Raw genomic sequence first — 25,250 nt, 5'->3', positions numbered from 1 at the left:
TGTTCGCCGGCACGGGCCGCTTCCACTGCGGCATTCAGCGCCAGGATGTTGGTCTGGAAGGCGATGCCATCGATGACCGAGATGATCTCGGCGATCTTCTTCGAGGAGGCTTCGATGGCCGACATGGTGGTGACCACCTGGCCGACCACTTCACCGCCCTGCGAGGCCACGCCGTGCGCACCGATGGCGAGCTGGTTGGCCTGGCGCGCATGTTCGGCGTTCTGGCGAACGGTGGAGGTCAGTTCCTCCATCGAGGCGGCGGTTTCTTCCAGGTTGGCCGCCTGCTGTTCGGTACGGCGTGACAGGTCACTATTGCCCGAGGCGATTTCGCCTGAGGCCAGGGTGATGCTCGAGGTGCTGGCCTGGATCTGGCTGACGATCTGGGTCAACTGGGCGACGGTGGTGTTGGCATCGTCACGCATGCGGGCGAACACGCCGTGGAACTGGCCGTCCATGCGTGCGGTCAGGTCGCCCGCGGCGATGGACTGCAGCAGCTGCGACAGCTGGCCAAGATTGCCGTCGGCGACCTCCATCATGCTGTTGAGCTGCTCGATCATCACGCGGAAATCGTGATCGAAGCGCTGCGCATCGCCGCGCTGGCTGAAGTCGCCGGCGGCGGCGGCCGATGCCAGCTGCTGGATCTGCGTGTTGATGGCCAGCAGGCTGGCCTTGGCCGCATCCATCGATTCGTGCAGGATCGCGCGGCTGCCCGGCAACCGGCGCGCATCGGGGGTGAGGTTGCCGGTGGCGTACTGGTTGAGCACATCGATGGCATCACGGATCGCATCGAGGTGTTCGAAGATCACCGTGTTGATGCCGCCGGCGAGCTGGCCATAGACGCCCGGGAAGTCTTCCGGAATGCGGTGGCTGATATCGGGGCCGGCATGCATCTGTGCCATCAGCTGGGTCTGCTCGGAGAAGCGACGCAGCATCGCGGTCATCTCCGCGGTGGCCGCCAACATGCGACCCGCCTCATCCTTGCCGGTGGCCTGGGTAGTGACGCTGAGATCGCCGCGGGCGACGGCCTGGATGGCGTGCACGGCCTTGCCCAGCGGGCCGACCACGGCGCGCGAGATGATCACGGCCAGGGTGGCGGCGACCACGACCAGCAGCACGATGGCGGCGATGATGGCCAGCATGCTGTTGCGGTGGGTCGCGTTGGCGTCGTCGATCTTGCCCTGCATCTGGGTTCCCAGCAGCGCACCCAGCGCCTTCAGGTCTTCAAAGGCTTTGCGGCGCAGGGGGCGCGACTGCTCATCGGAAATCTGCCGGGCCGCTTCGCCATCACCGGCGGTGGCCGCTTCGCGCAGCTTGGTATTGGCGGCGAAGTAGCCATCGACGTCGGCCTGCACGGCCTGGTACAGCGCGCGTTCCTTGTCGCCGGCCGGCAGTTTGGCATAGGCCGCCAGCTGCTCGCGCACCACCGCAGCGGTGTCGTTCATGCGCTTGTTGTAGTCGGCGACCTTCTCCGGCTGGTCCAGCATGCTGATCTGGGCCAGCTCATAGGTGCGGAACTCACCCAGCTGCGAGCGCACTTCACCGAGGTACTGCACCGATGGAATGTCGTTGGTCGCCATCGAGGTCAGCTTGGCGTTGGCTTCGGACAGGCGGACCAGGGCGAACGCACCCAGCACGACGGTCATCAGGGTGGTCAGGGTGAATCCCACAGCCAGCTTGCGGGCGATGGGCAGATCGTGGAACCACTTCATGCAGGGTGCTCCAAGGTGGGCAGAATACCGGCGGCGGCGCCGCGGGCAAAAGGTCGTTGCAGGAGGGAACGGTGGTGCCGGGTGAAGGATCGGTGACTGCCGTCAACCCGAGATAGCGGCGCAGCTGCGCCGTACTTTATGGACCGATGTCACATTCGCTGGCGTAGGGGAAACCAACGGAAAGCAAGCAGTGGCGGGGCTTTCGCCGTGGCGGCGTGGTTTCAGGCGAAACCATGCGCCCGATCAGGTTCACGACACAGGACGACGGAGTTCACAGTTGCGGGCGCCGCCGCGTTGCGCGTGGGTACGATTGCGGCCTGCGCCCGCGCGCAAACGAAAACCGCCGCCCCGGAGGGCGGCGGTCAGGTACAACGTGTAGCGCAGCTCAGGCGGCCTGCGGTACCCGCAGCGAACGCACCAGGCCGCCGATGTCGACGATCAGGGCGACGCGGCCATCGCCGAGGATTGTGGCACCGGAGACCCCGCCGATGCGGCGGTAGTTGTTCTCGATGTTCTTCACCACGACCTGCTGCTGGCCGACCAGTTCGTCCACTTCCAGCGCGATCTTCTGGCCATCGCCTTCAACCACCACCACCAGCGATTCACTGCCGGGTGCACGCTGGCCATAGCCGTAGTACTCGCTCAGCGACAGGATCGGCAGGTATTCGCCACGCACGCGCAGCACGCGGCCTTCGCCGGCCATGCTGCGGATGTCGTCAGGCTGCGGCTGCAGTGCTTCAAGCACGTAGGCCAGCGGCAGGATCAGGGTTTCGCCGGCCACCGCCACGGTCATGCCGTCGAGGATGGCCAGGGTCAACGGCAGCCGGATCAGCGTACGGGTGCCGGTGCCGAGGCCGCTTTCAATCTGCACCTCGCCACCGAGCGCCTGGATGTTGCGGCGGACCACGTCCATGCCCACGCCACGACCGGACAGGTCGGTGACCGCATCGGCGGTGGAGAAGCCGGGCTGGAAGATCAGGTCCCAGACCTGCGAGTCGGTGGGGTTGTCCGGTACGGCCAGGCCGCGTTCCTGCGCCTTGGCCAGGATCTTCTCGCGGTTCAGGCCGCGGCCGTCGTCGCTGACTTCGATGACGATGTGGCCGCCCTGGTGCGAGGCCGCCAGGGTGATCGTGCCGGTCTCGTCCTTGCCAGCATCGCGACGCACGTCCGGCATTTCCAGGCCGTGGTCGATGGAATTGCGGACCAGATGCACCAGCGGATCGGCGATCTTCTCGATCAGGCCCTTGTCCAGCTCGGTGCCTTCGCCGATGGTGCGCAGGCGCACGTGCTTGCCCAGGCGGCCGGACAGGTCGCGGACCAGGCGCGGGAAGCGGCGGAACACTGCGTCGACCGGCAGCATGCGCACGCCGATCACAGCCTCCTGCAGGTCACGGGTATTGCGTTCAAGCAGGTCCAGGCCGGCGAACAGGCTCTCGGCATGCACCGGGTCCAGCGCGTGCGAGACCTGCTTGAGCATGGCCTGGGTGATGACCAGCTCACCGACCAGGTTGATCAGTGCATCGACCTTGTCGACGCTGACACGGATGGAGGTTTCTGCTTCCTGGCTGGCCCCGGTGCTGGCCGTCGGTGCGGCAGCGGCGGGCGCAGGGGCAGCGACCGGCGCGGCAGCCGGTGCCTGGGTGGCCAGGCTTGGTGGTGCGGCCGGACGGATGTCCAGTTCGCAGTCGTCCAGCACCCAGGCGAAGGTGTCTTCGATCTTGCTGCGCGGCACCTTGCCGACCAGGCCCAGGTCCCACGCCAGGTGGGCTTCAAGCGGGTCGAGCTGGGCGAAGCCGGGCAGGCGATCCATGCGCGCGGCCACCTGCAGCGAACCCAGGTGTTCCAGTTCGCGGATGATGCGCAACGGGTCGTTGCCACTCATGAACAGTGACGGCGCCGGGGTGAAGCCGATCTGCCAGGCTTCCGGCGTGTCGTCCACCTTGCTGGCGGCAGCGGGTGCAGCGGCGGCGGGTGTCTGGCCGGACAGCACCGCTTCCAGGCGCGCCTTCACCGCAGCGACCGCTGCAGGATCGGCGGGCTGGCCGTGCTCGGCCTCGCGCAACAGGGCGCGCAGTACGTCCACCGACGACAGCATCGCATCGACGGCGTTGCCTTCCAGTGCGCGCTTGCCGGCCCGCAGCTCATCGAGCAGCGTTTCCAGCACGTGGGTCAGCCCGGCGATGGCATCGAAGCCGAACGTGCCTGCGCCACCCTTGATGGAGTGGGCGGCACGGAACACCGAGTTGATGATCTCCGGGTCCTGTTGTCCCGATTCCAGGGCCAGCAGGCCAGCCTCCATGGCGTCGAGGCCTTCGCGGCTCTCCTCGAAGAAGGTGGCGTGGAAGCGTTGCAGGTCCATGCTCATGGCAGTGGCAATCCGGAAGCGAAGAGGGGGAGCAGTGCGGGGCGATCAGCCCAGCACTTTCTGCACGGTGGCGACCAGCTGTTCGGGATTGAACGGCTTCACCAGCCAGCCGGTCGCACCGGCGGCCTTGCCTTCGGACTTCTTGTCCGCTGCCGACTCGGTGGTCAGCATCAGCATCGGCGTGAACTTGTAGTCCGGCAGCTGGCGCAGTTCGCGGATCAGCGCGATGCCGTCCATGTTCGGCATGTTGACGTCGGTGACCACCGCATTGAAGCGCTGGCCCTTGGCACGTCCGAGCGCGACCGCGCCGTCTTCAGCTTCTTCGACGGCAAAACCGGCCGAGGTGAGGGCGAAGGAAACCATCTGGCGCATCGACGCCGAATCGTCCACCACCAAGATACGTGCGCTCATGCAGCGTTCTCCACAGATTTCAGGTTGTCATGGGGTACGTCCAGGCCCAGGGCCTGGGTGACGCCCAACAGGCGTGCAGCGTCACGGAAGGTTGCAGTGCAACCGTGGAAGCCGGTGCCCAGGCCTGCCTCGCGGCGGGCCTGCACGAAGGCGCACAGCACCTGCATGCTGGCGGTGTGGATGCGGCCGACCTGGCTTGCATCCAGGGTCAGCTCGCCTGCTTCCGCCACCAAGGGCGAAAGGCGGTTCTTGAGCTCGGTGCTGCTCTCGATGCCGAGATCCTCACCCAGTTCGACAGTGCTCATCGTTGCTCCGGACAAACGGTTCCAGCATTCATAACGGCACCGTGGGGCGGTTCTTTAGGGGTATCGGCGCTGCGCGCCGATTCAGAGCACGGATTCACCCCAGCAGCTGCGTGGCGTCGAGCAGGATCATCGGCCGCTGGCTGATGCGGGCCACGCCACGGAACAGTTCATTGGAGATCTGGCAGATGCGGGCGGTATCGGGTGGTTCGATCTGCGAGTCGGTCAGGTTGGCGACGTCCTCCACGGCCGACACACGCAGGCCCAAGGTCTCGCCGTTCTCTTCAAGCACGACGATGCGGGTCTGCGCGTCATCCTCGGCGGAGGCCGCACCCAGGTGCAGGCCGAGATCCATCACCGGCACCACCTGGCCACGCAGGTTCATGATGCCGAGCATTTCCGGGGCAGTGCCGCGCAATGGCAGCAACGGCACCGGCAGCACCACTTCCTGCACCTTCAGCAGTTCCAGCGCGTAGGCCTGGGTGCCACAGCGCAGGCGCAGCCAACGCGACGTGCGTTCGCCGGCGCGGCGGTTCTGCGGATGCGGGCTGCTGGCGGGCTGATGCGCCTGGGCCTGCAGCTCCTGCCAGGAACCGGGGCGGTTGCTGGAGGGGGTGTCCACCGCGAGCCGTGGCGGCGATGCGACGGCGGCGCGGGTCATCGATGGCATCGGTGCTGGTGCGGGGCGCGCGGCGGCCTTGGCAACGGCCGGCGCAGCGATGGCAGCAACCACTTCGCCGTCGGCGGCGGCTTCGAAGGCGGCCTGCAACCCGGGGCTGTCGGTGTGCGCCAGGCTGTCGGCGGCGTCGGTTTCGTAGATCACTTCGTCCGGCAGGTCATCCCAGGTGGGTTCCGGCGCGGGCGGTGCGACAGCGGCATTGGCCACCGGCGCGGTTTCATGGACGACCTCGGCCGGCAGGTCGTCCCAGGTGGGCTCGCGCTCTGTGTCGATCGCAAGCACGTTGGCGGCGTCGAAAGCAGCCTCCAAGGCCGCATCATCGTTGGCCGGAGCGGCTGCGACGGCGTCGGTTTCGTAGATCACTTCCGCCGGCAGATCGTCCCAGGTCGGCTCGCGCCCGGTATCGGCCGCAGGCGTGGCAACGGCGTCGAAGGCGGCTTCCAGCGCCGCATCATCATTGGCCGGAGCGGTTGCGACGGTGTCGGTTTCGTAGATCACTTCGGCCGGCAGATCGTCCCAGGTCGGCTCGCGCCCGGTGTCGGCCGCAGGCGTGGCAGCCGCGTCGAATGCGGCTTCGAGCGAAGCATCGTCGTTGGCCGGGGCCACTGCGACGGCGTCGGTTTCGTAGATCACTTCGGCCGGCAGATCATCCCAGGTCGGCTCGCGCTCGCCGTCGGCTGCTGCGCTCGTCGGGCGTGGCGCGGCATCAGCGGCGACCGGTGCGACGGCAATGTCGCCGAGCAGCTCGTCCAGATAGTCGTCCAGCATGCCGGTGGTGTTCATGCCGCCTGCTCCAGGGCACGTGCGTCCTCACCGAGGATCCAGTTCAACGCGCGCCGATAGGCCGCCAGGCCGCGTCCCGGGTAGTCCTCGCCGATGCTCGGCAGGGTCAGGCCGGCCGCGTTGCTGATGCGGGTGTCGATCGGAATCGCGTCTTCCCAGACGCGGCTTGCGTGGCGGTCCTGCATGGCGCGCAGCGATTCATTGCCGGTGCGGGTGCGGCGGTCGAACAGTGTCGGCAGGATCGAGATCGGCAGCGGCCGGCGGCGCGAACGCTCGACCATCTCGCCGGTGCGGACCATGCCATCCAGGCCGTGCAGGGCCAACGGCTCGGCCTGGGTGGGAATGATCAGGCGATCGGCCGCGGCCAGCGCATTGATCATCAGCAGGCCCAGGGTCGGTGCGCAGTCCAGCAGGATGTAGTCGTGCTGGCCTTGGTGGCGGGCGAGCGCGTTCTGCAGGGCCAGGCCGAGGCCGGGCTGGTTGGCGCTGCGTCGTTCCAGCGTGGCCAGCGAGGCCTGCGCGCACACGTAATCGAGTCCGCCGATGTTGCTGGCATGGCTGAGCGCGGACAGGTCGGCCGGCGGTGCGGCGAACAGTTCCAGCACGCCGGCCGGTGCCGGCTCGATCGGCACGCCGAAGGCGCGGGTCAGCGAGGCATGCGGATCGAGATCGATCAGCAGCACGCGGTGGCCGAGCGCGGCCAGGCCGCGACCGAGGGCGAGGGTGGTGGTGGTCTTGCCGACTCCGCCCTTCTGGTTGGCGACTGCCCAGATGCGCATCGGATTACTCCTTCATTGCCGGGGGAACGGCGGCGCCGACACGGCTGCCAGCCGGCACCGGTGGCAACTGCACCGGTGCGATGGGGGAAGTGGGGGTGGTGGCCGGTGCTGCGGTGGCCTGTTCGCTGGCGCCGCGGGCAGTGCCGGTGGCGGCATTCAGGCGTTCGCCGAGCGGGTCCACCGAATGACTGGTGTCGGCCAGGATGATGACCATCACCCGCCGGTTGCGATTGCGGCCCTGTGCGCTGTCGTTGTCTTCGCGGGGGCGGAACTGGCCGTAGCCGACCATCGCCAGCCGCGATGGCTGCAGCCCCTGGTCGGCAAACAGATGCACCACGCTGGCCGCGCGCCCGGCCGACAGCTCCCAGTTGGACGGGAAGGTGGCGGTGGCGATCGGCACGTTGTCGGTGTGTCCTTCCACGCGCACGCTGTTGGGCACGTCGCGCAGCACGCCGGCCAGGCTGGCCAGGGTGTCGCGCGCATGCACGTCCAGCGCCGCCGAGCCGGTCGGGAACAGGATGTCGCTGTTGATCTCCACTTCGATCCACAGCTCGGTGCGGCGCACGCTGATCATGCCGCGGTCGATCAGTGGCGCCAGCGCGGCGGTCAGGCGGTCGGCGATGCTGTTGAGCTGGCGCTCGGCACGCGCGATCTGTTCCTGGTTGTGCACCGACACCGGCATGCGCATCTGCGAGGCCATCGCCGGCAGCAGGGTGGGGTCGTGCGAGGGCGCGGGAGCGGACGGCCCGATCTTGGTGCCGGACTTGATCACCGACGGGCTGTCCCAGCCGCCGCCCTGCACCTGCTTGTTGCCCACCTGCACCGGATTGATGGTGCGCGGCGCACCACCGAAGGCATCGGTGAGGGCGTCGGCCATGATCCGGTACTTGCCCTCGTTGACCGAGGAGATCGCGTACATGACCACGAAGAAGGCGAGCAGCAGCGTCATCAGGTCGGCATAGGGGATGGCCCATGCCTCGTGATTGGCGTGCTCTTCGTGGTGCTTGCGGCGGGCCATGTCAGTGCAGGAAGCCGGAGAGGTTGGTTTCGATGTTGCGCGGGTTCTCGCCCTGGGCAATCGAGATCAGGCCTTCGATGACCATTTCGCGGTCGCGGCTGGAATGGGCGATGACGCCCTTCAGCTTGGCGGCGATGGGCAGGAACAGCAGGTTGGCCGAGGCGATGCCGTAGATGGTGGCGGTGAACGCGGCGGCGATGCCGTGGCCGAGCTTGCTCGGGTCGGCGAGGTTCTTCATTACCGCGATCAGGCCGAGCACGGCGCCGATGATGCCCAGCGTGGGCGCATAGATGCCCATGCTTTCAAACACCTTGGCGGCGGCCTGGTCCTGGTGCTCCTGGCTGCCCAGTTCGATCTCCAGCATGTGCCGGATCGATTCGGGTTCAACGCCGTCCACCAGCAGCTGCAGGCCCTTGCGCAGGAACGGGTCCTGCTGCGCTTCCACCTGCGATTCCAGGCCGAGCAGGCCCTGGCGGCGGGCGATGTTGCTCCATTCCACGATCTGCTGGATCAGTTCGCGACGGTCGCTGTGCGGCGGCCGCACGACCCAGCGCACGATCTTGAAGGCGTGCTTGAACACCGCTGGCGAGGTGTGCAGCAGGATGGCGGCGATGGTGCCGACGATGACGATCACGAACGCCGCAGGCGACCACAACGACGCCAGGCCGGCGCCCTTGAGGATGCTGCCACCGACCAGCGAGGCCAGGGCGAGGAAAAGTCCAATGAGGCTGAGTCTATCCATGGGTCCGGTATCGGCTTGTATGAATGGGACTTGAGACACCGGTAGGTCGTGTACAGACGGTAGTCACAGTTTTCGGGTCGCCGGGCATGGCCCGGCGCTACCCTGCGGGGCCGTTTCCGGTAGCGCCGGGCCATGCCCGGCGGGCTTCAGCGCAGCCCGTCCACGTCCAGGATCAGCGCCATGCGACCATCGCCGATCAGGGTTGCACCGGCATAACCACGCAGGCCGCGCAGGGCCTTGGGCAGTGGCTTGATGACCACTTCCTCACGCCCGCGCACCTGGTCCACCACCAGCCCGAAGCGTGCTTCACCGGCCTGCAGCACGACGATGGTCAGCAGGGGCGAGGTGGCCGGCGTCACATCCAGCCATTGCCGCAGGTCGACCAGCGCCAGCGTGTGCGAGCGGCGGTCGAGCACGGCGCGGCCGTCGAACCAGCCCAACGAGGTGCGCGGCGCATGCAGCACTTCCATCACACGGGCCAGCGGCAGTGCGTAGACGTCTTCGCCGGCCTGCACCAGCAGGGTCGGCAGGATCGCCAGGGTCAGCGGTACGCGGATCATGAAACGGCTGCCGCGGCCCAGTTCCGACTGGATCTGGATCTGCCCGCTCAGCTCACGGATGCGCGACTGCACCACGTCCATGCCGACGCCGCGGCCGGAAATGTCGGTGACCTGCTGCTTGGTCGAGAACCCTGGCAGGAACACCAGGTGCAGGCATTCCTCGCTGCTCAGGCGGGCGGCGGCTTCCGGATCGATCAGGCCCTTCTCGCGCGCCTTGGCGCGCAGTTTTTCCGGATCGATGCCGGCGCCATCGTCCTGCACTTCGATGCTGACGTAGTCGCCTTCCTGCTGTGCCGACAGGCGCACGTGACCCATCCGCGGTTTGCCCTGCGCTTCGCGCAGGTCAGGCATTTCCACGCCATGGTCGATGGCGTTGCGGACCAGGTGCACCAGCGGGTCGGCCAGCGCTTCGACCAGGTTGCGGTCGAGCTCGGTTTCGGCGCCGATCAGTTCCAGGTCCACTTCCTTCTTCAGCGAACGCGCAACGTCGCGCGCCACCTTCGGGAAGCGCGAGAACACCTTGCCGACCGGCTGCATGCGGGTGCGCATCACCGCCGACTGCAGGCGCGCGGTGGCGATATCCAGCGTGGACACGGCGCGGTCCAGCTCTTCATCGCGCAGGCGCGCGCGCAGCGTCTTCAACCGGTTTCGTGACAGCACCAGTTCGCCGATCAGGTTGACGATGGCATCCAGGCGCTTGGTGTCCACGCGCACGGTGTGTTCGGCTTCGGCGACAGGCTTGTTGGGTGCGGGCTTGGCAGCGGGCGGGGCCGGCGAGGGCGCCGGTCGCGGTGCCGGTACCGCAACAGCCGCTGCGGTGGTGTTGCTGCCCGGGGCGGCGCCGCCATGCAGCTGGTCGAGCAATGCCTCGAACTCGTCCTCGCTGATCATGTCGTCGGCCTTCTTCGCCGCCGCCACGGTTGTCGGCGCCTTGCCGCCATGCAGCTGGTCGAGCAGGGCCTCGAATTCGTCGTCGGTGATCAAGTCGCCGCCGCCCGCACCCGGCGTCGCGGCCGCAGGCGCGGTAGCGCCGCCGCCATGCACGTCGAACTGGGCGACCAGTTCGGGCGGGGCAAAGCCCGGCTCGGTGCCCGAAGACACCGCGTCAAGCATCGACTGCAGGTAGTCCAGTGACTGCTGGGCGGCATCGAAGTGATGCGCCTGCAGGACGGCCTGGCCGGCGCGTGCGGCGCCCAGCGCTTCCTCGGCGGCGTGGCACAGCTCGACCATTGCGGTGATGCCGAGGAAACCTGCGCCGCCCTTCAGCGTGTGGTAGCCACGGAACACCGCGTTGAGCTGTTCATTGTCCTGCGGTGCCTGTTCCAGCGACACCAGCTGTTCGCCGAGGCGATCCAGGATCTCCTGGGCCTCGATGATGAAATCGGCAGTGATGTCGTCGGCTACTGCGCCCATGGTTACAGCCCCAGATCCGACAACAGGTCGTCGGCGTCGTTCTGCGAGACCGCATGGCGGTCCAGTCCCTTCAGTGCCGGCCCAGCCAGTTCCGGATCGGTGCGATGCTGTTCCGGCGGCAGACCGAGCGCGCCGAAGCCTTCGTGCACGCGGCGGACGATGCCCACCACGCGACGGATGATCTGCCCGGTCAGGTCCTGGTAGCTCTGGGTCAGGGCGATCTCGGTGAGGTTGTGGCGGATGCGGTCGAGCTGCACGTCCTGGCCCGGCTGCAGGCCGTCGGCGCGCAGCTGTTCGGTCAGGCTGCGGCACTCTTCGGCCAGGTCCAGGGTGCGGTGGGTGGCCTGTTCGGTCATCGCCACCACGTGGTCCAGGCGCGCGCAGGCATCGTCCAGCTCGCCGGCTTCATCGGGCACGGTCGGCAGTTCGCCCAGCGCCTGGCCCAGCTCGCGGGCCAGCCGCGAAAGGCCGCTCATCATCGGCTGGGTGCGCAGCGCGACCAGGCCGTCGATGCGCTGGCGCCATGCCGCCTCGTCGCCGGATTCCAGTGCATCCAGGGCTTCCTGCAGGCGCAGGGCGAGGGCGCTCTTGTCGACCGTGGTATCCATCAAGCGCTGGCCGCCAGGCGTTCGAAGATCTTGCCGAGCTTCTCTTCCAGCGTCTGTGCGGTGAACGGCTTGATGATGTAACCGTTCACGCCGTTCTGCGCCGCTTCGATGATCTGCTCGCGCTTGGCTTCGGCAGTCACCATCAGCACCGGCAGGGTCTTCAGTTTGGCATCGGCGCGGATGGCCTTGAGCAGTTCGATGCCGGTCATCACCGGCATGTTCCAGTCGGTGACCACGAAGTCGAACGGCTGGCTCTGCAGCAGCGACAGCGCGGCATGCCCGTCCTCGGCTTCGGCGGTATTGGTGAAGCCCAGATCGCCCAGCAGGTTCTTGACGATACGACGCATGGTCGAGAAGTCGTCGACGATCAGGATGCGCATGTTCTTGTTCAAAGCAGAGTTCCTTTGTTGATCAGCTCTCGAGGCCGGCGTCGGCCGCCTCGAAAATCTTCAGTCGGCCACGCAGGCGCAGGACCGCCTGGCCGTGGATCTGGCAGACCCGCGACTCGCTCACGCCGAGCACTGCGCCGATCTCTTTCAGGTTCAGTTCCTGCTCGTAGTAGAGCGACAGCACCAGCTGTTCGCGCTCGGGCAGGTGGCCGATGGCATTGCCCAGCTCGCGGCCGAACTCGCCACGTTCCAGTACCTGCTGCGGGGTCGGGCCGCCCTGGGCGACGGTGTCCAGCTCGCCCTGGTCTTCAATGCGCGACTCCAGGCTCAGTACCTGGCCGCGCGAGGCGTCCTCCATCAGGCGCAGGTACTCGGGCAGCGGCATCTCCATCGCGGCGGCCACTTCGGTGGCACTGGCGGCGCGGCCGGTGCTCTGCTCCAGGCGGCGGATGGTGGCCGCAGCGTCACGTGCACGGCGGTGTACCGAACGCGGTACCCAGTCGCCACGACGGATCTCATCGATCATCGAACCGCGGATGCGGATCGAGGCGTAGGTCTCGAACGAAGCACCCTGGTCGGCGTCGTAGCTGCGCGAGGCTTCGATCAGGCCCATCATGCCGGCCTGGATCAGGTCGTCCACCTCAACGCTGGCCGGCAGGCGTGCGGCCAGATGGTGGGCGATGCGCCGCACCAGGTCTGAGTGCTGGGCGATGACCTCGTTGGCCGCCGTGCGCTGGACCTCTCTGTACTGGGCGGCGCCTTTCATGCGGCCACCCCACGCTGCTTGATGATGCGTTCGAGGAAGAACTCGACGCCGCCGCGCGGCTCGGTCGGTGCCTGCCAGCGGGCGGTGCGGCGGGCGATCTCGGTGATCGCCAGTGCCGACGGGCTGGACGGATAGGCCTTCACCACCGGCTGCTGGCGCTGCACCGACAGGCGCAGCCAGTCGTCCTGCGGCACGCAGCCCAGGTAGTTCAGCGAGACATCGGCGAGGAATTTCTCGCAGACGCGGGTCAGCTTCTCGTACAGCACGCGGCCTTCGTTGGGGTCGCGCACCATGTTGGCCACCACCTGGATGCGGTCCACGCCACGTTCGCGCGACAGCACCTTGATCAGCGCATAGGCGTCGGTGATCGAGGCCGGTTCATCGCAGACCACCACCACGGTGTCCTGCGCGGCCTGGCAGAAGGTCAGCACGCCATCGGTGATGCCGGCGGCGGTGTCCACCACCATGATGTCCAGCTCGCGCTCCAGCTCGGAGAACACGTTGACCAGGCCGACATGCTCGGCCGGGGCCAGCTCGGCCATGTGCCGGCGGCCGGACGCAGCCGGTACCACCAGCACGCCGTTCGGGCCTTCGATGATCACGTCATCCAGGCTGCAGCGGCCAGCGACCAGGTCGGCCAGGGTGTTGGTGGGGCTCAGGCCCAGGATCACGTCGATGTTGGCCAGGCCCAGGTCGGCGTCCAGCAACAGGGTGCGTTTGCCCATTCCCGCAAGCGCCACGGCCAGGTTGGCCGATACGTTGGTCTTGCCGACGCCGCCCTTGCCGCCGGTCACGGCAATCGTGCGCACAGGGCCGAGCGGCTCGCTGCGGGTCGCCGTCAGCGGGAAGGTGGTGGTCAGCTTGGCGTACTCACGCGACGGCATGGTTCAACTCCGGGTTGCAGGGCATATCGGCCGCGCGGCGCAAATCTTCAAGGCGAAGTACAAGATTGGCTGCACTGGCCCGGTGCAGGTCGTCCGGGACGTCCTGGCCATCGGTCACCCAGGTGATCGGCAGCTTGTGGTCCACCGCCACCGACAGGGCGTTGCCGAAGCGGCCGGTCTCGTCCAGCTTGCTCAGCACCAGGCCCTGCAGGTTGGCCGCGCCGAAGCGGCGGACCACCTCGTCCATGTCGCCGAAGCTGGTGTTGGCCGGCAGTACCAGCAGGGTGCGGACCTGGCGGGCGGCGCGCAGCCACTGCAGCTGGGCGGCCAGCGCACGGTCGCGCGGGCCCAGGCCGGCGGTGTCGATCAGCACCAGCTTGTAGTCCTTCAGGCGTTCCAGCAGCTGGTCCAGGTCGGTGCCGCTGTTGGCCTCGTGCACGGCGATGCCGAGCTGGCGGCCGTAGCCGTACAGCTGTTCGCGGGCGCCGATGCGCATCGTATCGGTGGTGACCAGGGCGACGTCGCGGGCGGCATGGGCTTCGGCGAAGCGCGAGGCCAGCTTGGCGATGGTGGTGGTCTTGCCGGCGCCGGTCGGGCCGACCAGGGCGATCACACCGCCTTCCTCCAGCGGATCGACCGGGGCGATCGGCAGCTTGCGCGAGATCAGCCCCAGCATCAGGCCGCGGCCGCGATGCGCTTCGGTTTCAAGCGGGATCTGCATGGCCACGTCGCGGGCGATGCCGGCATCGAAGCCGTACTCGTCCATCAGGTCCAGCGCGGTGGCACGCACCGGGCTGCCGCGCAGGCGCTCGTCGGTGAAGCGGTTCATCTCGCGCTCGATCACCTGGCGCATGCCGGCCACTTCCTGGCGCAGGTGGCGGATCTCGGCGTCATCGGCGACCAGGGTCAGCGCGGGTGCTGGCGCCAGCGCCGGCATCGGTGCCGGTGCAGCCTCGGTCGGCTGCACGGCAACCTGCGCGTGTGAGGCTTGGTCTTCGGGTGCCGTGGTGGCCTGGAGGGCAACCGGCAACGGCGGCGGCGTCACTGCCGGCAGCTGCGCGCTGTCTTCCAGCGGCGGGTCGATCTGGAAGCGGGCGCGGTTCACCGGCGCGGCTGCCGCAGGCGAGGGTGAGGGCGCCACGATGGCGTCGGCGAACGGGGCGAAGATCTGTTCCGGCAGCGTCGATTCATTGACGGCGGCGCGCGCCAGGGTGGCGGCGAAACCGGTGCTGCCACGCGTCGGCACGATCTCGTCGGCGCTGTCCAGGGTGCGGCCGGTCGCGCCGACGGCGGCGCGGGCGAGGGCGGCAACGGCCGAGGTGGTGGCGGCCACCGGCTCCGGTGCCGGGGTGCCGCTGCGACGGCGGGTGACCGCGGCGATCACTGCGTCGGCGGCGCTGCGCGGCTTCGGCGCGGGCGGCGGTGCCACGTCGCGGCGCGACGCTTCCAGGGCGCGCTGCACGGCGCTCTCATCGTAGTTGGCGGCGGCCACGATCTCGATGCCTTCCTCGATCCGGCGGTTGGACAGGATCACGGCATCAGGACCATGTTCCTTGCGCACCAGGTTCATGGCCGAGCGCATGTCGGCGGCGACGAATCGTTTGATTTTCATGCTGTGGTCACGGGACGAAGTCGGCGGAGTGGCGGTCGGAGAACGCGGATGGTCGGTGGTCTGCACGGTTCGGGTTCCCCTTGGAATCTGTCTGTTGCGGGTGTTTGAAAGTGGTGTCTGTTTTCTGGCGCGTTGCAGGGCGGCGTCAGCTGATCGTTCCGACCAGCTTCAGGCGCTTGTCCTCCGGCACCTCGCTGTAGGCCAGGACCGACAGCGACGGAACGCTGTGGCGGACCAGGCGGGCCAGCGCGGCTCGCACCGGGCCAGGTACCAGCACCACCGCGGGCTCGTTGCGGGCTTCCTGCTTGCTGACACATTCGGCCAGGCTCTGGTGCAGTCGCTCAGCGAGTCCGGGTTCCAGCGCGGCGCCGTTGCCCTGCGTGGACTCCTGCAAGACACGTTCCAATTGCGGGTTGAGGGTGAACACCGGCAGCTCCGCCGACATTCCGGCGATCTCCTGCACGATGAAGCGGCCCAGTGCGGTGCGCACGGCGGCGGTCAGCGTGGCCGGGTCCTGGCTGTGCGGGGCGTGTTCGACCAGTGCTTCGGCGATCTTGCGCAGCTGGCGGATCGGAATGCGCTCGACCAGCAGGTTCTGCAGCACGCGCACCACCGCCGACAGCGGCAGCGCCTTCGGCGTCAGATCTTCGACGAGCTTGGGCGCGCTCTTGGCCAGGTTGGCCAGCAGGTGCTGCACTTCCTCGTGGCCGAGCAGTTCCGGTGCGTGCTCGCGGATCAGGTGCGAAAGGTGGGTGGCCACCACCGTGGCCGGGTCGACCACGGTATAGCCCAGGGTTTCGGCCTGGGCGCGCTGGTGTGGCTGGATCCAGGTCGCGTCCAGTCCGAAGGCCGGGTCCTTGCCGGCGATGCCTTCCAGCGGACCGAGGGCACTGCCCGGGTCCAGCGCCAGTTCGCGGTCGGGATGGATCTCGGCAGTGGCCACCGGCACGCCGTGCACCAGTACCCGGTAGCCGTTGGCCGGCAGTTCCAGGTTGTCGCGGATGTGGACCGAGGGAATCAGGAAGCCGACGTCCTGGGTCAGCTTGCGGCGCACGCCCTTGATGCGCGGCATCAGCTCGCCGCCCTGGTTGCTGTCCACCAGCGAAATCAATCGATAGCCCACTTCCAGGCCCAGCGGATCGACCGGGCGCAGCTCGTCCCAGCTCAGTTCCGCAGTAGGTGCGGGGGCAGCGGGGCGGCCCAGCGCGTTCAGTGCGTTGGCGTCGCCTGCAGCGGTGTCGGCCTGCGCCGGCACCAGGCCCTTGCGGTACACCTTCCAGGCGATGAAGCCGAGGATGGCCGCCAGCGTCAGGAAAGCGACGTTGGGCATGCCCGGCACCAGGCCGACCACGCCGAGGATGCCGGCGGTGATGGCCAGCGCACGGTACTGGCCAAACACCTGGCCGGTCATCGCCTGCGCCATGTCCTGCGAGCGCGAGGCACGGGTAACCAGCATCGCCACCGCGCTGGAGACCAGCAGCGCCGGCAGCTGCGCCACCAGACCGTCACCGATCGACAGCAGGGTGTAGGTGGCGGCGGCATCGCCGAAGGGCATGCCATGCTGCAGCACGCCCACGGCCAGGCCGCCCAGCATGTTGATGAACAGGATCAGGATGCCGGCGATCGCGTCGCCGCGGATGAACTTGCTGGCACCGTCCATCGCACCGTAGAAGTCGGCTTCCTCGCGTACTTCCTCGCGGCGCAGCTTGGCTTCCTCGCGCGTCAGCAAACCGGCGTTGAGGTCGGCGTCGATCGCCATCTGCTTGCCGGGCATGGCGTCGAGGATGAAGCGCGCGGTCACTTCCGAGACGCGGCCGGCGCCCTTGGTGATGACCACGAAATTGATGATGGTCAGGATCGCGAACACCACGATGCCGACGGCGTAGTTGCCGCCGATCACGAACTCACCGAATGCGGCGATCACCTTGCCGGCCGCTTCGTGGCCGTTCTGGCCGTTGAGCAGGATCACGCGGGTGGAGGCCACGTTCAGCGCCAGCCGCAGCATGGTGGTGATCAGCAGCACGATCGGGAAGATGGTGAAGTCCAGCGGGCGCTTCACGTAGACCACCGCCAGCAGCACCATCAGCGAGATGGCGATGTTGAAGGTGAACAGCGCATCGAGCACCGGCGCGGCCAGCGGCACCACGACCATGGCCAGCAGGGCGAGCACGATCAGCGGTGCGCCAAGGCCCTGGCGGATCATTTCAAGCGCGCGGCGGGTATTGAAGCTGGATGCCTGGGCGCTCATGGACGGCCCCCGTTGCCGAACTCATCAACCTGGATGTGCGGCGTGGACGGCATCGGGCCGGTCCGCCAGCTGCGCAGCTGGTAGACGTAAGAGAGGACCTGGGCGACGGCTGAATACAGTCTCACGGGGATTTCCTTGCCGAGTTGGCCTTCCCGATACAAGGCGCGTGCCAAAGGCGGGGCAGAGACGATGGCGACCTTGTTGCCGTCGGCCACTTCACGGATGCGCAGGGCGGTTTCATCCACGCCCAGGGCGACCACGGTGGGGGCATTCATGGCCCCGCCTTCGTACTTCAGGGCCACCGCGTAGTGGGTGGGGTTGACCACCACCACGTCGGCAGTGGGGACCGCCTCCATCATCCGGCGGTTGGCCATCTGCTGCTGCAGCTGGCGGATGCGGCCCTTCACTTCCGGGCTGCCTTCGCTTTCCTTCATCTCCCGGCGCAGCTCCTCGCGGGTCATCTTCAGCTTGCGCATCCAGTTCCAGCGCTGGTACGGCGCGTCGATGGCGGCCAGCACCAGCATCGCCCCGGCGGTGGCCAGCAGCAGCCGCAGGGTGAAGCCCAGTCCGTCGCCGATGGCCGTTTCCAGCGGCTGGTGGATCAGCCCGCGCAGGGTGTTGAAGCTGGTCCAGACCACCATGCCGGCGGCGACGCCGACGAAGGCCACCCGCAGCAGCGACTTGATGAACTCGGCGATGGCTTCGGGGCCGTACAGGCGCTTGAGCCCGCTCATCGGGTTCATGCGGTTGATGTCAGGCATCATCGCCTTGGCCGACCAGCGCAGGCCGCCCATCACCACCGGCGCCAGGAAACTGGCCAGCAGGCAGACCAGCACCAGCGGGGCGATCACCCACATCAGCTGCAGCAGCAGGTCGCCGAAGTGGCCGAACAGCGCCTTCGGGTGCTGGCGCAGGCTCTGTTCGGGGCTGAGCGCATGGCGCATCCAGGCGCTGGCGCCGCTGGCCATCGAGCCGCTCATGGCCATCACCGCGATCACCCCGGCGCCGAACACGGCGGCCGTGCCCAGTTCACGCGAGCGCGGCAGGTTGCCCTGTTCGCGGGCGTCGCGCAGGCGTTTTTCTGTCGGTTGTTCGGTTTTTTCGCCGGCGGATTCGTTCTCGGACATCACAGGCACTGCAGCAGGGGATGCCGGAGTGCGTGCAAGATTCGTTCCGTTACGGGTGCATGTGCCAACCGCAGTTGGCGCCTGCCGGAGCAGGTACCGGTAGCGCCGGGCCATGCCCGGCGAGCGGGCAGCCTGGATCAATGCATCCGCCGGGCATGGCCCGGCGCTACCCCGGGGGCCGGTCCTGCGGGCTCTGTGCCAGTTCCACCCGTGGCCGCGGCAGGTCGTGCAGCTGCATGAAGCGGGCCGCGTCCACTGGCCGGCCCAGCAGGAAGCCCTGCAGGTAGTCGCAGCCGAGGCGCTCCAGGTAGGCGCGCTGCGCGGCGGTCTCCACGCCCTCGGCCACGATGTCCATGTCCAGCGCGTGGCCCAGCGCCACGATTGCCGAGACGATCACCACGTCCTCGGCGCTGTGCTCAAGGTCGCGCACGAACGCGTGGTCGATCTTGATTTCGGTGGCCGGCAGGCGCTTGAGGTACAGCAGGCTGGAGTAGCCGGTGCCGAAATCATCGATCGAGATGCCCACGCCCAGGGCGGAGAAACTCTGCAGCAGGCGCAGGCTGGTATCGGTATCGCGCATCACCGTGCTTTCGGTGATCTCCAGCACCAGGTTGCGCGGGGCGATCGCGTAGCGCTCGATCACCTCGCGCACGTCCTGCAGCAGGTGCGGCGAACTGAACTGCACCGGTGACAGGTTCACCGACATCGTCCAGCTTTCATGGCCGGCATCGTGCCAGTGGCGCAGCTGCTGGCAGGCCTGGTCCAGCGCCCAGCGGCCGATCTCGTTGATCGCGCCACTGCGCTCGGCCAGGCGGATGAAGCGGTCCGGCGGAATCAGGCCCTGTTCCGGATGACGCCAGCGGATGAGTGCTTCGGCACCGGCCACCTTCTGCGTAGCCACGCGGATCTTCGGCTGGTAATGCAGGAACAGCTGTTCGCTGCCGATTGCCCGGCGCAGGTCGGCCAGCAGGCGGAACTGCTGCTCGGCGCTGTCGTTCATCCAGTCGGCGAACAGCACGAACGCATTGCGGCCCGATTCCTTGGCCTGGTACATCGCTGCATCGGCGAAGGCCATCAGCTGGCGTTCGCTGGCGGCATGGTCGGGGCAGATCGCGATGCCGATGCTGGCGCTCACCTGCAGCTCGTGGTCCGGCAGCAGCGGGCCGCTACCCACCGCCTGCAGGATGCGCCGGGCCAGGGTCGGCAGGTCCTCGTCCTGTTCGATGCGCACCACCAGCACGAATTCGTCGCCGCCCAGCCGTGCCAGCATGTCGTGCGGCCGCAGCAGCTGGCGGGTACGTTCTGCCACGGCTACCAGCAGCGCATCGCCGGCCTGGTGGCCATAGGCATCGTTGACCTGCTTGAAGCCATCCAGATCCATGAACATCACCGCGAAGCGGCTGCCGCCCTGTTCGGCCTCGGCCAGCGCCTGCAGGATGCGCCGCTGCAGCAGCAGCCGGTTCGGCAGGCGGGTGAGCGGGTCGTGCAGCGCGGCCTGGGTCAGTTCCTGCTGGGCGTCCGTCAAGGAGGTGCTGAGCAGCGAATTGCGCAGGCGCAACAGTTGCGCCTCCACCCGCTGGTCCAGCCAGGACACCACCAGCACCACCGCCAGGATCGCCACGGTCAGCACCACCACCAGCATCGCCAGCCAGTTGTTCTGCAGGCCATCGCCCACCGCTGCGCCGCAGACGCTGCCCTCGGGGAAACGGGCGGCAGCCATGCCGGTGTAGTGCATGCCGACGATGGCCAGGCCAAGCAGGCCGGCGGCGGCCAGGCGGTCGCCGATGCGGGTGTGCTGCGCGCGCAGGCGGAAGGCCACGTACAAGGCAGTCCACGACGCGGCCACCGCGACCAGCAGCGACAGCAGCAGCCACACCGGCTGGTAGTCGATGCCCGGTTGCATGCGCATCGCGGCCATGCCCACGTAGTGCATGCTGGCGATGCCGCTGCCCATCAGCAGCGCACCGCCGGCCAGGCGAGGATGGGGCAGGGTGCGCAGCGATACCAGCCAGAGCGCGAACACCGACGAGCCGATTGCCAGTGCCAGCGACAGCAGGGTGATGGGCAGGTCGTAGCCCAGTGGAATGGGCAGGTCGAAGGCGAGCATGCCGATGAAGTGCATCGACCAGATGCCCAGCCCCATCGCAAAGCCGCCGCCCAGGCGCCACCACCAGGTCGCGCCCTTGCCGGGCGCGGTGACGGTGCGCCCGGCCATCGCCAGTGCGGTGTAGGACGCCATCACTGCAACCAGCAATGAGGTCGCCACCAGCCACGGGTTGTACGTGCCTACCAGCATTCGTCAGTCTCCCGGACCTGCCTGTCAACGGAAAAACTACGGTGGGGCATGCGCAAGGCGGGCGACCAGAGCCGCCGGTTGCAGCGTCCCCCCGGTCGCTGCGCATTCACTCTAACGCGGGCACCGGGGGGGACGGCAAGCAGCAGAACGTGACGACCACGTCAGCGGGTCACCGCACCGGCGGCCTGGAAGGCAGCATCGAACAGGCGCTGCACCGGCGGCCCCATTTCACCGACCAGCAGGGTCAGCAGGAACAGGCCCAGCAGCAGCGAGACCGGCAGGCCCAGCTGGATCGGATTCAGCGCCGGCGCGGCGCGGGCCAGCACGCCGAAGGCCAGGTTGACCGCCAGCATCGCCACGGTCAGCGGGATGGCCAGGGTCAACGCACCGCGCAGCACGGTCAGCAGGAAGGTCGGGGCGATGCTGAAGAAGGCGTGCGGGTCGGGCAGGGGCGCGCCGATGGGCAGGGCGCGGTAGCTGTCCACCACCAGCGAGATCAGCGCCAGGTGGCCGTTGGCGGTGAAGAACAGCAGGCCGAACAGCAGATAGAACCATTGGCCGATGACACCGGAGGTGCCGCCGCGCAGCGGGTCACTCATCTGCGCAAATGCAAGACCGGTGCCCTGGGCGACCAGCTCGCCGGCCATCGCGCCGGCCTCGAACACCAGCCGCAGCATGAAACCGATGGCCACGCCGATCGCCAGCTCGCGGGCGATGGTCAGCACGGTAGCAGCGTCGAAACCGGTCCAGTCCGGTACCGGCGGCAGCAGCGGCGCCAACGCAATGGCCAGCGTGCCGGCCAGCATCACCCGCACCCGGCCGGGCACCGCGCGGGTACCGATCATCGGCATTGCCATGGCCACTGCGCCGATGCGCAGCATGGTCCACAGCACGGTGCCGATCATGCCGAAGGCATTCAGGCCGTCGGCAGCCATCTGGGTGGCGGCGTCCATCTGCGTGCGCGTCCGTCTAGCCGATCAGGTGCGGGATGCGCTGGAACAGCAGCGTGGTGAATTCGACCAGATGGCCGATCAGCAGGCTGCCCAGTGCAAACAACACCGCTGTGAGGGCCGCAGCCTTGGCAACGAAGGCGATGGTCGGCTCGTTGAGCTGGGTCGCCGCCTGCACCACGCCCACCACCACGCCGACCACCAGTACGGTCAGCAGCAGCGGGCCGGCCACCCAGAGCACGGTAATCAGGCCACCACGCAGTTCGGTCAAGGCAAGTTCGGGAGACATCATGGTTCCATCGGTAGCGCCGGGCCATGCCCGGCGGTGGTCAATGCGGCAGCCGGTATTGCCCGGCGTCGCCTCTGTAGAGCCGAGCCATGCTCGGCTGACCTTCGGATCAGGCCGGATTGAAGCTGGCCGCCAGCGTGCCGACGGTCAGCACCCAACCATCGACCAGCACGAACAGCAGGATCTTGAACGGCGCAGAGACCAGCATCGGCGACAGCATCATCATGCCCATCGACATCAGCACGCTGGCCACGACCAGGTCGATGATCACGAACGGGATGAAGATCAGGAAGCCGATCTCGAAGGCGGTCTTCAGTTCGCTGGTGACGAACGACGCAACCAGTACCGGGAACGGAATCGCATCAGGGCTGGCGTAGGTGCCGTGACCGGCGATGCCGGCGAAGGTCATCAGGTCGGTCTCGCGGATCTGCGCCAGCATGAAGGCGCGCAGCGGCGTGGTGGTCAGCGTCCAGGCAGTCTGGAAGTCGATCTCGCCATTGAGGTACGGCGCCATGCCGGTGCTCCAGGCCTTGTCCCAGGTCGGCAGCATGATCATCGCGGTGAGGAACAGGGCCAGGCCCAGCAGGACCTGGTTGGACGGCGTCTGGCCGGTGCCCAGCGCCTGCCGCAGCAGGCCCAGCACGATGATGATGCGGGTGAAGGAGGTCAGCACCAGCAGCATCGACGGGATCAGGGTGATCGCCGTCATCAACAGCAGTGTCTGCAACGGCAGGCTGACCGGCGCACCGCCGATCTTGCCGACGTTGATGTCCGGCAGCGGCGTGGTCGGCGCGCCCGGGGCGGCGAACGCCAACGCAGGCAGCAGGCACAGGGCGATCAGGCTCAGCCACGGCAGCAGGGTGGCAAGACGGGAACGGGTCACACGCATGTCAGGGGTCCTTGCGCAGCCGCTGTTGCAGCAGCTGGGCGAAATTCGGCAGGTTCTTCAGGTCGGGTACGCGTACCGGCGCAGGCGGTGGCAGCGGTTCGGGCAGGGTGTGCAGGGCGTTGATGCCGCCGGCGGTGACGCCCAGCAGCAGTTGTTGACCATTGACCTCGACCACCACCACGCGTTCCTTGGCGCCGACATTCAGGCTCGCCACCAGCTTCATGCCCTCGGCTGGGCGGAAGCCGCTGCCGGGCAGGCGCTTGAGCAGCCAGCCCAGGCCGATGACCAGGGCCAGCACTGCCAGCAGGGCCAGCACCGCACCGAACAGGCTCGGTGCGGCCGGCGCATGCTGGCCGACCTGCGGGGCCGTCTTGGCGACGGCCAGAGTGGTGGCGAGCAGGCTCAACGCAGTCTCCGGATCCGCTCGCTGGGGCTGACCACATCGGTCAGGCGCACGCCGAAGCGGTCGTTGATCACCACCACTTCGCCATGGGCGATCAGCGTGCCGTTGACGAACACGTCCAGCGATTCGCCGGCACCCCGTTCCAGCTCAACCACCGAACCCTGGTTGAGCTGCAGCAGGTTGCGGATCGGCAGGCGGGCGCGGCCGACTTCCAGCGACAGCGTCACCGGCACATCGAGGATCACGTCCAGGTTCAAATCCGGGCCGGTCGCTTCATCGGCCTGCAGGTTGCTGAACTGGGCCGGGGTCGGTTCGAGGGCGTCGATATCGTTCATTGCGGGTCTTCCTGGATGACGGGTACGCGCGGACGGGTGCCCGGCGGATGGGTAGCGGTGATCTTTACGGCGTTCATGCCGTTGGCGACGCCGAACTCACCGGTGAACACCGGGATGTTCTCCACGCACAGCGGCACCTGCGGGCTCAGGTCGATCGGCAGGATGTCGCCGACCTTCAGCCGGGTCAGGTCGCGCAGGGTCATGCGCTTGCTGGCCAGCACGCTGGACAGGGTCACTTCGGCCACGTTGAGCTGCTCGCGCAGGGTGCGGCCCCAGCTCTCGTCGCGGTCGTTGCGGTCACTCTGGATGCCGGCGTCGAGCAGTTCGCGGATCGGCTCCAGCATCGAGTAGGGCAGGGTCACGTGGATGTCACCGCCACCGCCGTCGAGTTCGACATGCAGGCGGCACACCACCACGTATTCGCGCGGCGTCACGATGTTGGCGAAGTGCGGGTTGATCTCCGAGTTGATGTACTCGAATTCCACGTCCATCACCGGTGCCCACGCTTCACGCAGGTCGGCGAAGGTCTGCTTCAGCAGCAGGTGGATCACCCGCATTTCGGTGGCGGTGAACTCGCGGCCTTCGATACGCGTCGGGTAGCGCCCGTCGCCGCCGAAGAAGTTGTCGACGATGGCGAACACCAGGGTCGGTTCGAATACGATCAGGCCGGTACCGCGCAGTGGCTTGAAGCGGATCAGGTTCAGGTTGGTCGGCACATACAGCGAGTGCATGTAGTCGTTGAACTTGATCAGCTCGATGCCGCGCACGGACAGTTCGGCCGAACGCCGGATCAGGTTGAACAGGCCGATCCGCCACAGGCGCGCAAAGCGCTCGTGGACCATTTCCAGGGTCGGCATGCGACCGCGGATGATGCGGTCCTGGCTGGCGAAATCGTAGGAGCGTGCTTCGCCACTGGGGGCGTCCGGCTCGGTTTCGACCGCGCCACTGTCCACGCCATGCAACAGGGCATCGATCTCATCCTGGGACAGCAGGTCATTCATCGGGGAGCCCTTACTGGGTCACGAAGCTGGTGAACAGCAGGTCGTCGGCACCGTTGCTGCCGGTCTCGGCCTTCAGCACCTTCTGCACTTCGGCCAACGAATCGGCCTGCAGCTTCTGCTTGCCGGCGATGTCGGCGATCTGCTGCGGGCTGACCTGCGAGAACAGCATCAGCAGGCGCGCGCGGATGGCCGGGGCATGGGTCTTGATCGCTTCCAGCGCGGCCGGATCGCGGGTCATCAGCTGCACTTCCACCTGCAGGTAGCGCGGGCCGTCGATCGAGCCGTTGAGGTTGACCACGAATGCCGGTTCCAGCGCGAAGTACTGGGCCGGGGCCGGGGTGGTGGTCTTCTTCGGCGCCTGCGCGGTCTTGTCTTCGTGCTTGGACTGGGTGAAGAACCAGACGCCGCCACCGGCGGCACCGGCGGCCAGTACGGCGACCATGGCGGTGATCAGGATCGGACTGCGCGGCTTGGCGGTCTTGTCCTTGTCGGCGGTCTTCTTGGTTTTGTCAGCGGCTGCGGCCACGGGGTGAAGCTCCTGAGGGTTGCTTCACCGGGATATGCAAGGGGTGTGCCGGAGCTGCCGGGGAGGGCGGTGACGGAATTCCGTCGGGTGTTCATATCGGCAGCGCCGGGCCATGCCCGGCGGAATGTCGGGAATCCGCCGGGCATGGCCCGCGCTACCCGTGTAC

At 67.7% G+C, this 25,250-nt stretch carries 24 protein-coding genes; all 24 read right to left on the bottom strand.

Annotated elements, in window-relative coordinates:
• Positions 1-1,709: HAMP domain-containing methyl-accepting chemotaxis protein (locus tag AC1DCU_RS20850; protein ID WP_442252373.1), on the bottom strand; the 1,709-nt coding region annotated here is incomplete at its 3' end.
• 385 nt (positions 1,710-2,094) lie between these two features.
• Positions 2,095-4,074, bottom strand: a complete 1,980-nt coding sequence (locus AC1DCU_RS20845; protein ID WP_282280120.1) for a chemotaxis protein CheA — start codon at positions 4,072-4,074, stop codon at positions 2,095-2,097.
• Between the two features lie 45 nt (positions 4,075-4,119).
• A complete protein-coding gene (locus AC1DCU_RS20840; RefSeq protein ID WP_025878971.1) occupies positions 4,120-4,485 on the bottom strand; it encodes a response regulator in 366 nt (121 codons plus the stop codon).
• On the bottom strand, positions 4,482-4,790 hold the full coding sequence (locus tag AC1DCU_RS20835; RefSeq protein ID WP_032975458.1) for an STAS domain-containing protein: 309 nt from the start codon (positions 4,788-4,790) through the stop codon (positions 4,482-4,484). Before AC1DCU_RS20835 ends, AC1DCU_RS20840 begins: the two co-directional genes overlap by 4 nt.
• Before the next feature lie 94 nt (positions 4,791-4,884).
• Positions 4,885-6,249, bottom strand: a complete 1,365-nt coding sequence (locus tag AC1DCU_RS20830) for a chemotaxis protein CheW (RefSeq protein ID WP_442252371.1) — start codon at positions 6,247-6,249, stop codon at positions 4,885-4,887.
• Complete coding sequence (locus tag AC1DCU_RS20825; RefSeq protein WP_059064121.1) at positions 6,246-7,028, bottom strand: ParA family protein; 783 nt, start codon at positions 7,026-7,028, stop codon at positions 6,246-6,248. The genes AC1DCU_RS20830 and AC1DCU_RS20825 overlap by 4 nt, the downstream gene beginning before the upstream one ends.
• Positions 7,029-7,032: 4 nt before the next feature.
• On the bottom strand, positions 7,033-8,046 hold the full coding sequence (motD, locus tag AC1DCU_RS20820; protein WP_032974846.1) for a flagellar motor protein MotD: 1,014 nt from the start codon (positions 8,044-8,046) through the stop codon (positions 7,033-7,035).
• A 1-nt stretch (position 8,047) separates the two neighbouring features.
• On the bottom strand, positions 8,048-8,788 hold the full coding sequence (locus tag AC1DCU_RS20815) for a flagellar motor protein (RefSeq protein ID WP_025878976.1): 741 nt from the start codon (positions 8,786-8,788) through the stop codon (positions 8,048-8,050).
• Between the two features lie 146 nt (positions 8,789-8,934).
• The gene (locus AC1DCU_RS20810; RefSeq protein WP_442252365.1) at positions 8,935-10,761 is read right to left on the bottom strand and encodes a chemotaxis protein CheA; all 1,827 of its coding nucleotides are present in this window, start codon (positions 10,759-10,761) and stop codon (positions 8,935-8,937) included.
• 2 nt (positions 10,762-10,763) lie between these two features.
• Positions 10,764-11,369, bottom strand: coding sequence for a protein phosphatase CheZ (locus AC1DCU_RS20805; protein ID WP_025878978.1), 606 nt, complete (start codon positions 11,367-11,369; stop codon positions 10,764-10,766).
• Complete coding sequence (gene cheY / locus AC1DCU_RS20800; RefSeq protein WP_005413247.1) at positions 11,369-11,761, bottom strand: chemotaxis response regulator CheY; 393 nt, start codon at positions 11,759-11,761, stop codon at positions 11,369-11,371. Before cheY ends, AC1DCU_RS20805 begins: the two co-directional genes overlap by 1 nt.
• Positions 11,762-11,780: 19 nt before the next feature.
• Positions 11,781-12,524, bottom strand: coding sequence for an RNA polymerase sigma factor FliA (locus AC1DCU_RS20795; protein WP_025878979.1), 744 nt, complete (start codon positions 12,522-12,524; stop codon positions 11,781-11,783).
• Entirely contained in the window at positions 12,521-13,408 is an 888-nt protein-coding gene (locus AC1DCU_RS20790) for a MinD/ParA family ATP-binding protein (protein WP_025878980.1), read from the bottom strand. Before AC1DCU_RS20790 ends, AC1DCU_RS20795 begins: the two co-directional genes overlap by 4 nt.
• A complete protein-coding gene (flhF, locus tag AC1DCU_RS20785; protein ID WP_442252364.1) occupies positions 13,395-15,020 on the bottom strand; it encodes a flagellar biosynthesis GTPase FlhF in 1,626 nt (541 codons plus the stop codon). Before flhF ends, AC1DCU_RS20790 begins: the two co-directional genes overlap by 14 nt.
• A gap of 145 nt (positions 15,021-15,165) precedes the next feature.
• Positions 15,166-17,268 (bottom strand): flagellar biosynthesis protein FlhA, encoded by a 2,103-nt coding sequence (flhA, locus tag AC1DCU_RS20780; RefSeq protein WP_032974843.1) that lies wholly within the window; start codon positions 17,266-17,268, stop codon positions 15,166-15,168.
• A complete protein-coding gene (gene flhB / locus AC1DCU_RS20775) occupies positions 17,265-18,395 on the bottom strand; it encodes a flagellar biosynthesis protein FlhB (RefSeq protein ID WP_033831035.1) in 1,131 nt (376 codons plus the stop codon). The genes flhA and flhB overlap by 4 nt, the downstream gene beginning before the upstream one ends.
• A gap of 166 nt (positions 18,396-18,561) precedes the next feature.
• On the bottom strand, positions 18,562-20,691 hold the full coding sequence (locus AC1DCU_RS20770; protein WP_025878984.1) for a putative bifunctional diguanylate cyclase/phosphodiesterase: 2,130 nt from the start codon (positions 20,689-20,691) through the stop codon (positions 18,562-18,564).
• Positions 20,692-20,852: 161 nt separating this feature from the next.
• Positions 20,853-21,644, bottom strand: a complete 792-nt coding sequence (fliR, locus tag AC1DCU_RS20765; protein ID WP_032974840.1) for a flagellar biosynthetic protein FliR — start codon at positions 21,642-21,644, stop codon at positions 20,853-20,855.
• 16 nt (positions 21,645-21,660) lie between these two features.
• On the bottom strand, positions 21,661-21,930 hold the full coding sequence (locus AC1DCU_RS20760) for a flagellar biosynthetic protein FliQ (RefSeq protein WP_005413254.1): 270 nt from the start codon (positions 21,928-21,930) through the stop codon (positions 21,661-21,663).
• 109 nt (positions 21,931-22,039) lie between these two features.
• Positions 22,040-22,819 carry a flagellar type III secretion system pore protein FliP gene (gene fliP / locus AC1DCU_RS20755; RefSeq protein ID WP_025878986.1) on the bottom strand — a complete coding sequence of 260 codons (780 nt, stop codon included), beginning with the start codon at positions 22,817-22,819 and terminating at the stop codon, positions 22,040-22,042.
• A gap of 1 nt (position 22,820) precedes the next feature.
• The gene (gene fliO / locus AC1DCU_RS20750) at positions 22,821-23,225 is read right to left on the bottom strand and encodes a flagellar biosynthetic protein FliO (protein WP_032974839.1); all 405 of its coding nucleotides are present in this window, start codon (positions 23,223-23,225) and stop codon (positions 22,821-22,823) included.
• Complete coding sequence (gene fliN, locus AC1DCU_RS20745; protein ID WP_025878988.1) at positions 23,222-23,557, bottom strand: flagellar motor switch protein FliN; 336 nt, start codon at positions 23,555-23,557, stop codon at positions 23,222-23,224. The genes fliO and fliN overlap by 4 nt, the downstream gene beginning before the upstream one ends.
• A complete protein-coding gene (fliM, locus tag AC1DCU_RS20740) occupies positions 23,554-24,558 on the bottom strand; it encodes a flagellar motor switch protein FliM (protein ID WP_025878989.1) in 1,005 nt (334 codons plus the stop codon). Before fliM ends, fliN begins: the two co-directional genes overlap by 4 nt.
• A gap of 10 nt (positions 24,559-24,568) precedes the next feature.
• Complete coding sequence (locus tag AC1DCU_RS20735) at positions 24,569-25,084, bottom strand: flagellar basal body-associated FliL family protein (RefSeq protein ID WP_442252385.1); 516 nt, start codon at positions 25,082-25,084, stop codon at positions 24,569-24,571.
• Positions 25,085-25,250: the final 166 nt, after the last annotated feature.

Source organism: Stenotrophomonas sp. 10L48 (assembly GCF_056395105.1).
Note: the sequence above shows the minus strand (reverse complement) of the source record. Positions and strands in the feature narration are given on the sequence as shown.

What these genes read in the sequence shown, in the direction of transcription:
- AC1DCU_RS20845 (WP_282280120.1), bottom strand. Translation starts at nt 4,074, where the DNA reads ATGAGCATGGACCTGCAACGCTTCCACGCCACCTTCTTCGAGGAGAGC.
- AC1DCU_RS20840 (WP_025878971.1), bottom strand. Translation starts at nt 4,485, where the DNA reads ATGAGCGCACGTATCTTGGTGGTGGACGATTCGGCGTCGATGCGCCAG.
- AC1DCU_RS20835 (WP_032975458.1), bottom strand. Translation starts at nt 4,790, where the DNA reads ATGAGCACTGTCGAACTGGGTGAGGATCTCGGCATCGAGAGCAGCACC.
- AC1DCU_RS20830 (WP_442252371.1), bottom strand. Translation starts at nt 6,249, where the DNA reads ATGAACACCACCGGCATGCTGGACGACTATCTGGACGAGCTGCTCGGC.
- AC1DCU_RS20825 (WP_059064121.1), bottom strand. Translation starts at nt 7,028, where the DNA reads ATGCGCATCTGGGCAGTCGCCAACCAGAAGGGCGGAGTCGGCAAGACC.
- motD (WP_032974846.1), bottom strand. Translation starts at nt 8,046, where the DNA reads ATGGCCCGCCGCAAGCACCACGAAGAGCACGCCAATCACGAGGCATGG.
- AC1DCU_RS20815 (WP_025878976.1), bottom strand. Translation starts at nt 8,788, where the DNA reads ATGGATAGACTCAGCCTCATTGGACTTTTCCTCGCCCTGGCCTCGCTG.
- AC1DCU_RS20810 (WP_442252365.1), bottom strand. Translation starts at nt 10,761, where the DNA reads ATGGGCGCAGTAGCCGACGACATCACTGCCGATTTCATCATCGAGGCC.
- AC1DCU_RS20805 (WP_025878978.1), bottom strand. Translation starts at nt 11,369, where the DNA reads ATGGATACCACGGTCGACAAGAGCGCCCTCGCCCTGCGCCTGCAGGAA.
- AC1DCU_RS20795 (WP_025878979.1), bottom strand. Translation starts at nt 12,524, where the DNA reads ATGAAAGGCGCCGCCCAGTACAGAGAGGTCCAGCGCACGGCGGCCAAC.
- AC1DCU_RS20790 (WP_025878980.1), bottom strand. Translation starts at nt 13,408, where the DNA reads ATGCCGTCGCGTGAGTACGCCAAGCTGACCACCACCTTCCCGCTGACG.
- flhF (WP_442252364.1), bottom strand. Translation starts at nt 15,020, where the DNA reads ATGAAAATCAAACGATTCGTCGCCGCCGACATGCGCTCGGCCATGAAC.
- flhA (WP_032974843.1), bottom strand. Translation starts at nt 17,268, where the DNA reads ATGAGCGCCCAGGCATCCAGCTTCAATACCCGCCGCGCGCTTGAAATG.
- flhB (WP_033831035.1), bottom strand. Translation starts at nt 18,395, where the DNA reads ATGTCCGAGAACGAATCCGCCGGCGAAAAAACCGAACAACCGACAGAA.
- AC1DCU_RS20770 (WP_025878984.1), bottom strand. Translation starts at nt 20,691, where the DNA reads ATGCTGGTAGGCACGTACAACCCGTGGCTGGTGGCGACCTCATTGCTG.
- fliR (WP_032974840.1), bottom strand. Translation starts at nt 21,644, where the DNA reads ATGGACGCCGCCACCCAGATGGCTGCCGACGGCCTGAATGCCTTCGGC.
- AC1DCU_RS20760 (WP_005413254.1), bottom strand. Translation starts at nt 21,930, where the DNA reads ATGTCTCCCGAACTTGCCTTGACCGAACTGCGTGGTGGCCTGATTACC.
- fliP (WP_025878986.1), bottom strand. Translation starts at nt 22,819, where the DNA reads ATGCGTGTGACCCGTTCCCGTCTTGCCACCCTGCTGCCGTGGCTGAGC.
- fliN (WP_025878988.1), bottom strand. Translation starts at nt 23,557, where the DNA reads ATGAACGATATCGACGCCCTCGAACCGACCCCGGCCCAGTTCAGCAAC.
- fliM (WP_025878989.1), bottom strand. Translation starts at nt 24,558, where the DNA reads ATGAATGACCTGCTGTCCCAGGATGAGATCGATGCCCTGTTGCATGGC.